The following is a 14,754-nucleotide window of genomic DNA, read 5'->3' as shown; positions in this document are numbered from 1 at the left end:
TTGAATCTAAAAACTAACCATACAGAACTTATCAAAACCGAAGCCAAGCGCCTCGGTTTTTTGTCTTGCGGTGTTTCCAAAGCTGAATTTCTGGAAGAAGAGGCTCCGCGATTGGAAAAATGGCTTAACCAAAATATGCATGGTGAGATGCAGTATATGGAAAACCATTTTGATAAGCGATTAGACCCTACCAAGTTAGTCGAAGGGTCAAAATCGGTAATTTCTCTATTACTCAATTATTTCCCAGAGCAGGATCAAATAAAAAACACCTATAAGGTGTCCAAGTATGCCTATGGTACGGATTATCACTTTGTGATAAAAGACAAACTCAAATCCCTATTGCATTTTATTCAAGATGAAATTGGGGAGGTACATGGTAGAGCGTTTGTAGATTCCGCTCCTGTTTTGGATAAGGCATGGGCAGCCAAAGGTGGTTTGGGTTGGATGGGAAAGCACAGCAATTTACTTACACAACAAGTAGGTTCTTTTTATTTTATTGCTGAATTGATTGTTGATTTGGAATTAGATTATGATACTCCGGTTACTGATCATTGTGGTACATGTACCGCCTGCATTGATGCCTGCCCTACAGAAGCAATTGTGGAGCCTTATGTAGTGGATGGGAGTAAATGCATTTCTTATTTTACTATTGAATTAAAGAATGAAATCCCTAACGAATTTCAAGGAAAGTTTGATGACTGGATGTTTGGTTGTGATGTCTGTCAAGATGTTTGTCCGTGGAACCGTTTTTCAAAACAACATAACGAGCCTTTGTTTAATCCCAATCCAGAATTACTTTCAATGAGCAAAAAAGATTGGGAGGAAATAACGGAAGATGTTTTTAAAAGAATCTTCAAAAAATCTGCAGTAAAGCGAACCAAATTCTCTGGTTTACAGCGAAATATCAAGTTTTTAAAATCCTGAAAACCAACTATAACGATTTCGTTAAGCCCTTACAGGCATTTGGTGTTAAGTTTTTTTTAAGGAAAAATTAAAAATACTATATTGGTAGTTATGCAGACTGTGATTTTCTCAAAAGCTAGCCACTAAATTTGCTATAATCAAAACTTTTGAGCTATTAAATTTAGAATCAAGGGCATAAACTAACTAAACTTAAATTAATTAACTAAATCAAGAAAAACCATGAGTGGATTACAGACTTTGGATATTGTTGTGATTCTGGTATATCTGGTAGGAATCATTATCTACGGAATATCAAAATCAAAAAGAAGTAGTTCGGAAGACTATTTCTTAGGAGGTAGAACAATGACATGGCCCATAGTGGGGATTGCACTTTTTTCAGCAAATATTTCAAGTTCCACTTTAGTAGGGTTGGCTTCTGATGGTTTTCAGACCAATGTCAACGTTTATAACTACGAGTGGTATGCTGTTGTCATCCTGATTTTCTTTGCTATATTTTTCTTGCCATTTTATTTAAAATCTGGCGTTTACACCATGCCCGAATTTATGCAAAGACGTTATGATAAAAGGTCTAGATATTACTTTTCCCTAATAACCATTGTAGGAAATGTATTGGTGGACACTGCAGCTGGCCTTTATGTAGGTAGCATCGTATTAAAACTACTATTTCCAGATGTGGATTCTACATACATCATCATTGGTCTTGCTGTTGCAGCTGCTGCATATACTATTCCTGGAGGATTAAATTCAGTTATTCAAACAGAAGTAATTCAAGCGGTGTTGTTGATTATAGGATCCTGTTTGCTAACCTATTTTGCTTTTGAAGAACTTGGTGGCGGATGGAGCGGAATGATGTCTAAGTTGGATGCTGCATTAGCTTCGGGAGATGTCAATTTCGGAGATCGCGCTGCGGAAGGGAAATTCATACCCTCAAATTCTGGAGAAGTATTTAGTCTGGTCCGGCCCAACAACGATGAATTTATGCCATGGTGGGGTCTGCTTACAGGAGTTCCGCTATTAGGCTTTTACTTTTGGGCCAATAACCAGTTTATGGTGCAACGTGTGCTTGGAGCTAAAGATTTAAACCACGGACGATGGGGTGCATTATTTGCTGGATTGTTAAAACTTCCTGTTATCTTCATTATGGTAGTGCCTGGGGTATTGGCACTTTTACTGTTTAGCTCTTTGGATATATCAAACCTAAACTATCCATTACCAGATGGGAGTATGTGTGAGAACCTAATCGATTGCCCCAATCTAACCTATCCGGTATTATTGTTCCAGCTTTTGCCTACGGGTATTTTAGGTTTGGTGGTAGCCGGTTTATTGGCTGCAATGATGTCTTCGGTTTCAGCAACATTTAATTCGGCCTCAACATTGATTACAATGGATTTTATAAAACAATTACGCCCAGAAATGACCAGTAAGCAATTGGTAAGAGCAGGACAAATTGCCACATTAGTATTGGTTGTGTTAGCTTCAGCATGGGTGCCATTTATTGAAAAGGTGAGCGACTCGCTTTGGGGTTATCTTCAATTAGTGATAGCCTTTACAAGTCCACCAGTTGTATCAGCATTTATTCTTGGTCTGTTTTGGAAAAGAGCAAATGGAACAGGAGCTTTTGTTAGTTTGTTGGTAGGTGGCGCAGTTGCAGTCTTTATGATACTATCTGCAAGCTATGATATTTCACCTTATATAAATGAATTCCATTTTCTTGCAAAAGCCAACCTATTATTTGTTATTAGCATAATAACACATGTAGTGGTTAGTTTGGCAACGGAACTACCAGATGCTCAGAAAGTGGCAGATTACACCTATAGAAAAGAGTTGTTTACTGAGGAGACAGAAGAACTTAAGGCTTTGCCATGGTATCAAAATTACAGGTATTTGGCTATTATTTTGTTGGTGGTTACCACAATTATAGTGGGTTATTTTTGGTAATTTAGAATGATAAAATATTCAAAAAGGCGCCACATCTAGTCGGCGTCTTTTTATTTGAAGGCATTGGGCTTGTATCCCAAAGAATAACTTATAAATTTACATCTTCAATTGTAATCAATGAGTAAAGAAAAATTACGCAGAGAAGCATTATTGTACCATGCCAAACCCCAACCAGGCAAGATAAAAATTGTACCAACAAAACCATATGCTACCCAAAGAGACTTGGCACTTGCCTATTCACCAGGCGTTGCGATACCTTGTTTAGAGATTGAAAAAAATAAAGATGACGTCTATAAATACACGGCCAAAGGAAATATTGTTGCTGTTATTTCAAACGGTACTGCGGTTTTAGGACTTGGAAATATAGGCCCCGAAGCTTCAAAACCTGTAATGGAAGGGAAAAGTCTTTTATTCAAGATTTTTGCGGATATCGATGGAATGGATATTGAACTGGATACCACAGATGTAGATAAGTTTGTGGAGACCGTAAAAATTATATCCCCTACGTTTGGAGGAATCAATCTTGAAGACATTAAAGCACCCGAAGCATTTGAGATTGAACGAAGGCTTAAAGAAGAACTGGATATTCCAGTAATGCATGATGATCAGCATGGAACGGCAATTATCTCTGCTGCTGCTTTGTTAAATGCTTTGGAGATTACTGGTAAAAAAATAGAAGAAGTTAAAATTGTGGTTAGTGGGGCTGGGGCTGCTGCAGTTTCTTGTACACGTTTGTACAAGGCATTTGGTGCTAGTAGCGAAAATATTGTAATGCTGGATAGCAAAGGGGTTATCCGAAGCGACCGAGAAAGCCTTTCTAAAGAAAAACTAGAGTTTGCTTCTGATAGAAAGATAGATACTCTGGACGAGGCCCTGAAAGATGCCGATGTTTTTATCGGCTTATCCATTGCAAATATTTTGACTCCGAAAATGCTCAAATCTATGGCCAAAGACCCTATTGTTTTTGCTATGGCAAATCCTGATCCTGAAATAGAATATAACATTGCCTGTGAGACAAGGGATGACATTATTATGGCAACTGGCCGCTCTGATCATCCTAACCAGGTAAACAATGTCTTAGGATTTCCATTCATTTTTAGGGGCGCGTTAGATGTTCGAGCAACAAAAATTAATGAAGAAATGAAGATGGCTGCTGTTAGGGCTTTAGCGGATCTTACAAGAGAACCTGTGCCAGAACAAGTGAATATCGCTTATGACACTACAAGATTGGCTTTTGGTAAAGATTATATAATTCCAAAACCTTTTGACCCAAGGCTAATTACAAAAATTCCTCCTGCGGTTGCTAAAGCAGCAATGGAAAGCGGAGTGGCTAAAGTGCCTATACTTGACTGGAAGAAGTACGAGGAAGAACTCTACCAAAGATCTGGTAACGATAATAAGGCAGTACGATTAATGCACAATCGAGCTCGATTGAATCCTAAACGAATTGTTTTTGCAGAAGCCGAATTGTTAGATGTGATGAAGGCTGCGCAGATTGTGCATGATGAAGGTATTGCCATCCCAATTTTGTTGGGAAGCAAAGAGACTATAGAAAGCCTTAAAAAGGAGCTGGAATTTGATGCTGAAGTTCCAATCATAGATCCGCGTTCAGATGAGTCCAAGGATATGCGAACTAGGTATGCTCTTAAATTATGGGAATCTAGAAAACGAAAAGGAGAAACCAAATATAGTGCCAACGTTAATATGGGTAAGCGCAATTACTTTGGTGCTATGATGCTTCAGGAAGGCGATGCTGATGGAATGATTTCTGGATATTCCAGATCATATCCGAAGGTATTGAAACCTGTTTTTGAAGTATTGGGTCGGTCTAAGGGAGTAAAAAATGCTTCGACCGTTAACATTATGATTACAGAAAGAGGACCGCTATTTTTAGCAGATACTTCAATCAATGTGGACCCAAGTGCTGAAGATTTGGCAGAAATAGCCCAGATGACCGCAAATGTCGCCAACACCTTTGGTTTTAATCCTGTTATGGCAATGCTGTCCTATGCCAATTACGGTTCGTCAAGCCATCCAAATGCACAAAAAGTAAGGGAAGCTGTTAAAATTTTACATGAACGTAATCCTGAGTTGGTGGTTGATGGTGAAATCCAGACCGATTTTGCATTGAGTCAGGAATTATGTCATAACAATTTTCCGTTTTCAAAGCTTGCGGGAAAAAAGGTAAACACTTTGATATTTCCTAATTTAGATTCGGCCAATATCACCTACAAACTCTTGAAAGGATTAAACAATGCAGAGTCCATAGGTCCAATCATGGTCGGTCTTCGTAGGCCAGCACATATTTTGCAACTTGGTGCCAGTGTTGATGAAATGGTGAACATGGCAGCCGTAGCTGTGATTGATGCCCAAGAAAGGGAAAAACGGAAAAAGGCAAAAATGGGAGAATAGTTTGCTGTGATTAATATTTTACCCAAAACCTAACTACTATATTATGATTACCCACTTAAATGGAAAATTAGTCGAAAAAAATCCAACCTACGTCGTGATTGAATGCGGTGGTGTTGGATACTTTTTAAATATTTCATTGCATACTTTTTCGCAATTGAAGGATGAAGAAAACATTCGTCTTTTCACCCATTTACAGGTCAAAGAAGATTCACACACCCTATTTGGTTTTGTAGAAAAATCTGAGCGAGAAATTTTTAGGTTATTGATTTCCGTTTCGGGCATTGGATCAAGCATAGCTAGGACCATGTTATCTTCATTATCACCTGTTCATGTAAGGGATGCTATTGCTAACGGAGATGTCCATTCCATACAGGCAATCAAGGGTATAGGAGCCAAGACTGCACAACGTGTAATCCTCGACTTAAAAGATAAGATTTTAAAAGTCTACGATATGGGTGAAGTTTCCCTACAATCAAACAATACAAGCAAAGAAGAAGCGTTATCTGCTTTAGAGGTTCTTGGTTTTGTCCGAAGACAATCAGAAAAGGTTGTGGACAAGGTATTATCCCAAGATCCTACACTAAGCGTTGAGGACATTATAAAATTAGCGCTGAAAAATTTGTAACTAGTTTGAAAAGAGGGGCAAAACCAATGCTTAAATCATTAAGATTTAAGTACTTTTTCTTTTTTGTATGTTTTCTGATAGCCACCAACCTAATAGGCCAGGAGACCAATGAGCAAGTTCAGGACTCGGTAAAAACCGGTTTTGCACTTGGTCAATTGATATTGGAGAACCCAGATAGCGTTATTGCTAAATATTCTTATGACTCTAAACTAGATCGATATATCTACACAGAAAGTGTTGGAGACTTTGATATAAGTCACCCTATTATTCTTACTCCAGATCAATATTTTGAACTCGTTCGAAAAGAACGAATGAAAGCATATTTCAAAGAAAAAATTGACGCTTTTACAGGGAAAAAGGAAGGAAGTCAAGAGGCTAGAAAAAATCTATTGCCCAATTTTTATGTGAATAGCAGTTTCTTTGAATCCATTTTTGGAGGAAACACGATTGAAGTAATTCCACAGGGTTCCGTAGCGATGGACTTAGGAGTATTATGGCAAAAAAATGATAACCCCGCCCTTTCGCCTAGAAACAGAACCAATCTTTCTTTTGATTTTGATCAAAGAATAAGCTTGAGTCTTTTGGGTAAAGTAGGGGAACGTCTTCAAGTAACTGCCAACTACGATACAGAAGCAACTTTTGATTTTCAGAATTTGGTAAAAATAGATTACACGCCAACCGAAGATGATATTCTTCGTAAAATAGAGATTGGTAATGTAAATATGCCATTGAACAGTTCCTTGATTACAGGCGCGCAAAGTCTGTTTGGAGTAAAAACGCAACTACAATTTGGTAGGACCACGGTGACAGCCGTTTTTTCGGAACAACGGTCACAAAACAATACAGTAGTTGCTCAAGGAGGAGGAACGGTAAATGAATTTGCTTTGACAGCTTTGGATTATGATGAAGACAAACACTTTTTCTTAGCGCAGTACTTTAGGGACAATTATGATCGTGCATTAACAAATTACCCTTTTATTCAAAGTCAGGTTCAGATTACTAGATTAGAAGTTTGGGTGACCAACCGTAATCAACAGACATTAAATGTTAGGAACGTAGTCGCTATTCAAGATTTAGGAGAAGTGGAACTTGGTGCTGACGGAAGAGAAGTGACTAGGATAGGTAAAGAAAGCAATGCTCCAGGAGGATTCTTCAATGTTCTACAACCAGGAGCTTTACCACGAAATGGAGCAAACGATTTTGACCCGGCACTTATTGGAAATGGAGGGCAATTAACATCGTCAATTAGAGATATTGCTACGGTGGAGGCTGGGTTTAATGTTGAAGCCAATCAAGGTTTTGACTATGCCATATTAGAAAACGCAAGAAAACTTGAGCAAGGAAGAGATTATCAGTTCGATACGCAGTTAGGGTATATTTCTTTAAATCAGCGACTTAGTAATGATGAAGTTTTGGGGGTAGCGTTTCAATACACCATTAATGGCGAAGTGTTCCAAGTAGGAGAGTTTGCCAATGGAGGAGTTGATGCTACGACGGTTTCTGGAGGAGTAAATCCAATTATAGAAAACAATACCCTGATTCTAAAACTACTGAAAAGTAATATTACCAACGTAGATGATCCTATTTGGGATTTGATGATGAAGAACATCTATGCCACGGGAGCATTTCAATTAAGCGAAGAAGATTTTAAACTAAATATTCTATACTCTGATCCTACGCCAAGAAACTACATAACACCGGTTGATCCAAATGCAGGATGGCCAGTAGGTTATGAAGAACGTATTCTTATCGACATCTTCAACTTGGATAGATTAAATGTATACAATGACGTACAGCCTGGTGGAGATGGGTTTTTTGATTACGTGCCAGGAATTACTGTAGATACACAGTCTGGACGTATCATTTTCACGAAAGTGGAGCCATTTGGAGAGTTTCTTTTTGAAGAATTGGGTGGTGGGACCTATGATGTTGATAATGACCAAGGCTACAACGTTAACCAGCAACGTTACGTGTTTCGTAATATGTATGCAAAGACCAAAGCAGCTTCTTTACAGGATGCGGAGAAGAATCGCTTCCAACTTAAAGGGCGCTATAAATCACAAGGAAATAATGGTATTCCAATAGGAGCATTTAACGTACCTAGAGGTTCAGTTAGGGTTACGGCCGGTGGTCGTCAATTACAAGAAGGAATAGATTACACCGTAAATTATCAAGCAGGTACTGTGCAGATTTTAGACCCTAGTTTGGCAGCTTCCAATACGCCTATCAATATTTCAGTTGAGAACAATGCCGTTTTTGGTCAACAAACTAGAAGATTTACGGGAATAAACGTGGAACATAAATTCAATGAGAACTTTGTGCTGGGAGGTACTCTTCTGAATTTGAACGAAAGACCACTGACACAAAAATCTAATTTTGGCGTTGAACCGGTTAACAATACCATTTTTGGGTTGAACGGAAACTTCAGTACCGAGATACCATTCTTAACAAGATTAGCAAATAAGCTACCTAATATTGATACAGATGTTCCTTCCAATTTATCAGTAAGGGGAGAAGTTGCGTTCTTGAAGCCCAATTCTCCAAAGAATGCAGATTTTCAAGGAGAAACCACAACATATTTAGATGACTTTGAAGGAGCGCAAGCTTTAATTGATATTCGTTCATCTTTAGGGTGGACCTTAGCAAGTCCGCCTGTAGAGTTTTTAGAAGATAGAACAGATATTGGTGTCGGTTTTGAACGGGCAAAAATGGCTTGGTATACAATTGATCCAATTTTTTATACCAATCAAAGACCTTCGGGGATGTCTGATAATGACATTTCATTAAACTCTACTCGTAGGGTTTTTATAGATGAGGTTTTTGCAGAAACAGATATTGCTCAGGGTCAAACTCAGGTACAAGGAACTTTAGATTTGGTGTATTACCCTAATGACAAAGGGCCCTATAATGCGAACCCAAACTTTGAAACGGAGACGCCAGACGATAAATGGGCTGGTATTATGCGTCCATTGAGCAGTACCAATTTTGAGCAATCCAATGTTGAATTCGTTCAATTTTGGGTTTTAGACCCTTATGTGGATGGCGAAACCAACAATGCAAATGCAGGGGAGTTGGTGTTGAACTTAGGGAATATATCAGAAGACATTTTGAGAGATGGTAGAAAGCAATATGAAAATGGATTGCCTGCAAGTACTAATACTGAAGTCCCTAGAACCACTATTTGGGGGGAAGTACCCTCTACGCAATCTTTGGTTTATGCTTTTGATGCAGATGAAGCAAACAGGGTATTGCAAGATATTGGACTAGATGGTTTGGATGACGCTGAAGAGCAAACCATTTACAACGGACCAAGTGAAGATCCTGCTTTGGATAACTATCAATACTATTTAAATAGAGAAGGTGGTATTTTGGAGCGTTATTTAGATTTTAACAACACAGACGGCAACTCCCCGGTGGCAGTAAGTAACACAAATAGGGGGTCAACAACCTTGCCAGATGTAGAGGATATTGATAGAGATTTAACCATGAACACGGTTAATAGCTACTATGAATATCGTATTCAAATTAGACCAAACACAACCATCGATGATCAATATGTAACGGATATTAGGGAAGGACTTACTCCAGATCTTCCTAATGGTACCCAATTGAACAGAAGGTGGATTCAATATAAAATTCCATTAAGTGATTTTACAGATGCGGTTGGTGGAATAACAGATTTTCGTTCCATAAGTTTTATGCGGATGTACCTTACCGGGTTTAGTGATGATGTGGCCCTGCGTTTTGCTACTTTGGACCTTGTTCGTGGAGATTGGAGGACTTATACCAATTCTTTGCAACCAGATATTGACAATGACCCTTCTGATGACGGTACGGTGACAGATGTGAACACAGTTAATATAGAAGAGAACTTTGGTAGACAACCTATACCATATGTGTTGCCTCCAGGAGTAGTAAGAGAACAATTGAATAATAACAATACTATTATTAGACAGAATGAGCAGTCATTGTCTTTTGTAGTGGAAAATTTGGAATCTGAAGATTCTCGAGGGGTCTTTAAAAATGTCAATATTGATGTGCGACAGTATGAGCGTATTAAAATGTTCATGCATGCCGAAAAAATATTGAATGGGGATTACTCTGACGATGACACTCCTTTGGTTGGTTTTCTTCGAATAGGAACTGATTTCTCAGAGAACTTTTATCAAATAGAATTACCACTTCAATTTACATCTTTTAATGTGACATCTCCAGATGAAATATGGCCAGACGTAAATCAGATAGATATTGACCTAAGTGATTTGAACAAGGTGAAATCCAGAGGGATTGCAGAGCAGAGTCTCAATGATATCAATTACTATGAGATTATAGATGGGCAGGCGGTTTTGGTAGATGAATTTGCACCAAGAACATTAGGCAGGTTACGTATAGGAATTCGTGGTAATCCATCATTGGGAAGCATTCGTGGAATGATGGTGGGTGTTAAAAATATTGACGATTTACCTGCAAGGGGAGAAGTATGGTTTAATGAATTGCGCTTGGCTGGCTTGGATAACAATGGCGGATGGGCCGCAATTGCTGCATTGGATGCAAACATGGCAGATTTTGCAAATGTTACCGCAACAGGAAGCAGAAGTACTTCAGGTTTTGGTTCCATTGATCAGATGCCTAATGAACGTTCACGTGAAGATGCCATTTCTTATGATGTGGTTACCAATGTAAATGTGGGTCAATTGTTACCAAAAAAATGGGGAATCCAACTTCCGTTTAATTATGGTATTTCAGAAAGTTTGATTACTCCAGAGTTTGATCCCGTTTATGATGATTTAAAGTTAGATGATCGTATTGCAGCCGCAACTACGCCAGAAGACGCTGAAACCATTCAAAAACAAGCGGAGGACTACACAAAAAGAACAAGTATCAACCTTATTGGAGTTCGTAAAAATAGAGGTGATGAGGCAGAAGAGAACTTTTTTGATGTAGAAAATTTCACTTTCAATTATTCTTATAATGAAACCAATCATAGAGATTTTGAAGTTGCAGATTTACGCGACCAAAACGTAACAACTGGTTTTGTTTACAATCATAATTTCAAACCAGCTCCAATTGCGCCATTTGTTAAGAAGGATTCATTATTTATGAGTAAATACTGGCAATGGCTTAAAGAACTCAATTTTAATTTATTGCCTACGAGCTTGTCAGTAAATGCAAACTACAATCGTTCATTTAACCAACAACGTTTTAGAGATGTATTGGAGCCAGGTGTAGATGCTTTGGAATTGCCATTGCTACAGCAACGTAATTACCTATTTAACTGGCAGTATGCATTAAATTATAGTATTTCCAAATCGCTGCGATTGAATCTGACAGCATCTAACAATAATATAGTACGTAATTATTTTAATGTTGACGATGATTCTGATTCAGGAATCAATCAAGCGCTGGATTTATGGGATGGATTTTTTGACATTGGTGAACCCAATAGGCATTCCCAGCAAATGCAATTGAATTATGAACTGCCGTTTAGCAAATTTCCGTTTTTGAATTTTATCAATGCGCAATACACCTATACCAGTAATTTTGACTGGCAACGTGGTGGTGATGCTTTGAATGAGGTGGTACAGTTAGAAAATCCGGGAGAAAGTATTAACACGGTTCAAAATGCCAATACACATAATATAACGGCCAATTTGACCATGCAACGCTTTTATGATTTTATAGGGCTTAAAAAGAAAAGTGGAAAAGTGACGGCAACCCAGGCCAGGGTAAGACGTGATAAGGCGGGTAACCCGGGGTCCGAAGATGAAAAACCACCCAAAAAGACAAGTAAAGCCTTTAATACTTTGGTTGATATTGTGACCATGGTAAAGAGGGTCAATGTGAATTATAGTGAAAACAACGGAAAAGTATTACCAGGATATACACAATCCATTGGTTTTATTGGGACTGCTAGACCTACTTTAGGGTTTGTTTTTGGAAGTCAATCAGATGTGCGTTTTGAAGCTGCAAGAAGAGGATGGCTGACTACATTCACAGAGTTCAACTCCCAGTATATGCAGAACACCAACAAACAATTAAATATAACAGCTACAGCACAGCCTACTCAAGACTTGACCATAGATTTTACTGCGGATAGACAACTGTCCAATAGTTACCAAGAAAACTTCCAAGTAAATGACTTAGGTAGTGGTGAATTTGAGTATGAAAATTTGTTGGGCAATACCTTCGGAAATTTCAGTATATCTACAGTAATGATCGGAACGGTATTCAGTAAAAGTGATGAGTTTGATTCTGAAACCTTCGATAAATTTAAAGAAAATAGAATCGCCATTGCCAACAGATTGGTTTCTGACCGAGGGCAAAATCCTGGAACGCTGGATGCGGATGGATTTCCAGAGCGTTATGGAAAAACTCAACAAGAAGTATTGCTCCCTGCATTTTTCGCAGCTTATACGGGACAAGATGTAAATCGTGTCAATTTAGATGCTTTCAGGGAAATACCAATTCCAAACTGGAACATTAAGTATACAGGTTTGATGAAAAATAGATGGTTCAAAAAGAAGTTTAAACGTTTTTCATTGAGTCATGGATATAGGGCCGCTTATAGTATCAACTCTTTTCAGACCAATTTAGAGCGAGAGAATACAACAACTGATCCTGAAACTGGAGATTTCCTTCCAGAGAACATTATAAATAATGTAGTACTTACCGATCAGTTCAATCCATTGATGCGCGTAGACTTTGAAATGAAGAGCTCCTTTAGCTTTTTAGCTGAGGTAAGAACAGATAGAACCTTGTCCTTAAGTTTTGATAATAACTTGCTTACCGAAATTAATGGAAAGGAATACACCTTAGGATTGGGTTACCGTTTTAAAGATGTAAAATTTGTGACCAATATTGGTGGTGAAAAAACGAGATTGAAAGGTGACCTAAATCTTAAAGCTGATTTATCCCTTAGAGATAATATCACCATAATTAGAAATTTGGATATTGATAACAATCAGATTACTTCGGGACAACAACTAATGTCGATCAAGTTCACTGCGGATTATGCTTTGAGCAAGAGTTTGAATGCCTTATTCTTCTATGATCATTCCTTTTCGCAATTTGCCGTATCTACTGCATTCCCTCAAACCACTATCAATACAGGGTTTACACTTAGATATAACTTCGGGAACTAGCATTTCTTTACCTAAAGATTATTTTATAAATACATGGATTTTGTTTTCAAGTTTACTTGAAAAGCTATGTCTGATCCTTTACATTTGTGACCTGACTAATACAAATTAAACAATGAACATACCAGCAGAATTAAAGTATACTAAGGATCACGAATGGATCAAAATAGATGGAGATATCGCAACTGTGGGCATCACGGACTTTGCTCAAGGAGAGTTAGGTGATATTGTTTATGTAGAAGTTGAAACTTTGGACGAGACTTTAGAAAAGGAAGAAGTTTTTGGCACTGTAGAAGCTGTTAAAACGGTTTCTGATTTGTTTTTGCCCCTAAGCGGCGAGATTGTAGAATTTAATGAAGCCCTAGAAGATGAACCTGAAAAGGTAAATACAGATCCATATGGGGAAGGCTGGATGATCAAAATAAAAATGAGCAATGCTTCTGAAGTAGATGCTTTAATGAGTGATGAAGACTATAAAGCATTGATTGGTGCTTAAGAAGCATATTTTTACCTTATTATTTATAAGCTGGGTATTGTTCATTACAATGCTCAGCTTATTTTCTTTTTCTGGATTGGACACTGGTACAGTCAACATTCCTTATGCTGATAAAATAACACACTTTTCATTTTATTTGATTTTTGCTGTTTTGGGTTGCATGTTTATAAGAGAAAGAACACAAGGTAAAATGAGCCTGGGTAGAACTCTTGCAATAATGTTGGTTATAGGCATTGTATATGGCATATTTATTGAAGTGTTACAATACACGGCTACTACAAATCGTATGGCTGAATATGGTGATGTTTTAGCCAATTCATTAGGGGCATTTGTAGGAGTTGGCTTAATTAAATGGTATTTTTCTAAAGAAAGGCCGTTAAAATGGAAAATTTAATTGCTTATTTAACCAATTAATAATTAAATTAGCAAACACTAAAATTAAAACGATGGAACTAAAAAAGAATCCAAAAGCAGATGTAGCAAAAAACAGTTCGCTCTATTTTGTCATAGGGCTGGCCGCTGTCTTAGGGTTGGTTTATGGAGCCATGGAGTGGAAAAAATATGATAAATCCAATGAATATGATATTTCAATGAATATTGAAGATCAGTTGGATGAAGAGGTGCCAATGACGGAGCAGATAAAAACTCCACCACCACCACCACCACCAGCTGCACCAGAAATCATAGAGGTTGTTGAAGATGAAGAAGAAGTTGAAGAAACTGTAATCGAATCAACAGAAACCAGTCAGGAAGAAGAAGTAATGGAAGTTGAAGAGGTTGAGGTTGAGGAAATTGATGATGATATTTCGGTTCCCTTTGCTGTAATTGAAGATGTGCCTGTATTTCCTGGTTGCGAAGGGTCAAGTAATAAGAAGCAATGTTTTCAGGATATGATGCAAAAGCATATCCGTAAAAACTTCCGTTATCCAGAAATTGCCCAAGAAATGGGTGTTCAAGGTAGGGTAAACGTAATTTTTGTTATTCAGAAAGACGGTAGTATCGGGAATATTAGAATGCGTGGACCGGACAAAAACTTGGAGAAAGAAGCATTACGTATTATCAATAAGCTTCCTAAAATGACTCCTGGAAAACAAAGAGGTAGAGCGGTAAAAGTTCCTTTCAGTATTCCAATTACATTTAAACTTCAGTAAAATATTATTTTCTGTTGAGGCAGGAAAGAAAAAGCCCTAACGGAAACGTTAGGGCTTTTTTTGTTACTG

At 37.9% G+C, this 14,754-nt stretch carries 8 protein-coding genes; all 8 read left to right on the top strand.

Annotation, left to right across the window (positions count from 1 at the left end; genetic code table 11):
- On the top strand, positions 1-924 hold the full coding sequence (gene queG / locus SJY44_RS17230) for a tRNA epoxyqueuosine(34) reductase QueG (protein ID WP_298929312.1): 924 nt from the start codon (positions 1-3) through the stop codon (positions 922-924).
- 219 nt (positions 925-1,143) lie between these two features.
- Entirely contained in the window at positions 1,144-2,862 is a 1,719-nt protein-coding gene (locus tag SJY44_RS17225) for a sodium:solute symporter (RefSeq protein WP_298929310.1), read from the top strand.
- Positions 2,863-2,979: 117 nt separating this feature from the next.
- Complete coding sequence (locus SJY44_RS17220; protein ID WP_298929307.1) at positions 2,980-5,274, top strand: NADP-dependent malic enzyme; 2,295 nt, start codon at positions 2,980-2,982, stop codon at positions 5,272-5,274.
- A 43-nt stretch (positions 5,275-5,317) separates the two neighbouring features.
- Positions 5,318-5,899, top strand: a complete 582-nt coding sequence (gene ruvA / locus SJY44_RS17215; RefSeq protein ID WP_396590646.1) for a Holliday junction branch migration protein RuvA — start codon at positions 5,318-5,320, stop codon at positions 5,897-5,899.
- Positions 5,900-5,925: 26 nt separating this feature from the next.
- The gene (sprA, locus tag SJY44_RS17210; RefSeq protein WP_396590645.1) at positions 5,926-13,041 is read left to right on the top strand and encodes a cell surface protein SprA; all 7,116 of its coding nucleotides are present in this window, start codon (positions 5,926-5,928) and stop codon (positions 13,039-13,041) included.
- Between the two features lie 112 nt (positions 13,042-13,153).
- Positions 13,154-13,534 carry a glycine cleavage system protein GcvH gene (gene gcvH, locus SJY44_RS17205; RefSeq protein ID WP_298929299.1) on the top strand — a complete coding sequence of 127 codons (381 nt, stop codon included), beginning with the start codon at positions 13,154-13,156 and terminating at the stop codon, positions 13,532-13,534.
- Entirely contained in the window at positions 13,527-13,928 is a 402-nt protein-coding gene (locus SJY44_RS17200) for a VanZ family protein (RefSeq protein WP_396590644.1), read from the top strand. Before gcvH ends, SJY44_RS17200 begins: the two co-directional genes overlap by 8 nt.
- A 52-nt stretch (positions 13,929-13,980) precedes the next feature.
- Complete coding sequence (locus tag SJY44_RS17195) at positions 13,981-14,685, top strand: energy transducer TonB (protein ID WP_298929293.1); 705 nt, start codon at positions 13,981-13,983, stop codon at positions 14,683-14,685.
- The last annotated feature ends 69 nt before the right edge of the window (positions 14,686-14,754 follow it).

Origin of the sequence: Allomuricauda sp. R78024, from assembly GCF_044596045.1 — a bacterium.
In the GTDB taxonomy this organism is placed as follows: Bacteria; Bacteroidota; Bacteroidia; order Flavobacteriales; family Flavobacteriaceae; genus Flagellimonas.
Note: the sequence above shows the minus strand (reverse complement) of the source record. Positions and strands in the feature narration are given on the sequence as shown.

What these genes read in the sequence shown, in the direction of transcription:
- SJY44_RS17225 (WP_298929310.1), top strand. Translation starts at nt 1,144, where the DNA reads ATGAGTGGATTACAGACTTTGGATATTGTTGTGATTCTGGTATATCTG.
- SJY44_RS17220 (WP_298929307.1), top strand. Translation starts at nt 2,980, where the DNA reads ATGAGTAAAGAAAAATTACGCAGAGAAGCATTATTGTACCATGCCAAA.
- ruvA (WP_396590646.1), top strand. Translation starts at nt 5,318, where the DNA reads ATGATTACCCACTTAAATGGAAAATTAGTCGAAAAAAATCCAACCTAC.
- sprA (WP_396590645.1), top strand. Translation starts at nt 5,926, where the DNA reads ATGCTTAAATCATTAAGATTTAAGTACTTTTTCTTTTTTGTATGTTTT.
- gcvH (WP_298929299.1), top strand. Translation starts at nt 13,154, where the DNA reads ATGAACATACCAGCAGAATTAAAGTATACTAAGGATCACGAATGGATC.
- SJY44_RS17195 (WP_298929293.1), top strand. Translation starts at nt 13,981, where the DNA reads ATGGAACTAAAAAAGAATCCAAAAGCAGATGTAGCAAAAAACAGTTCG.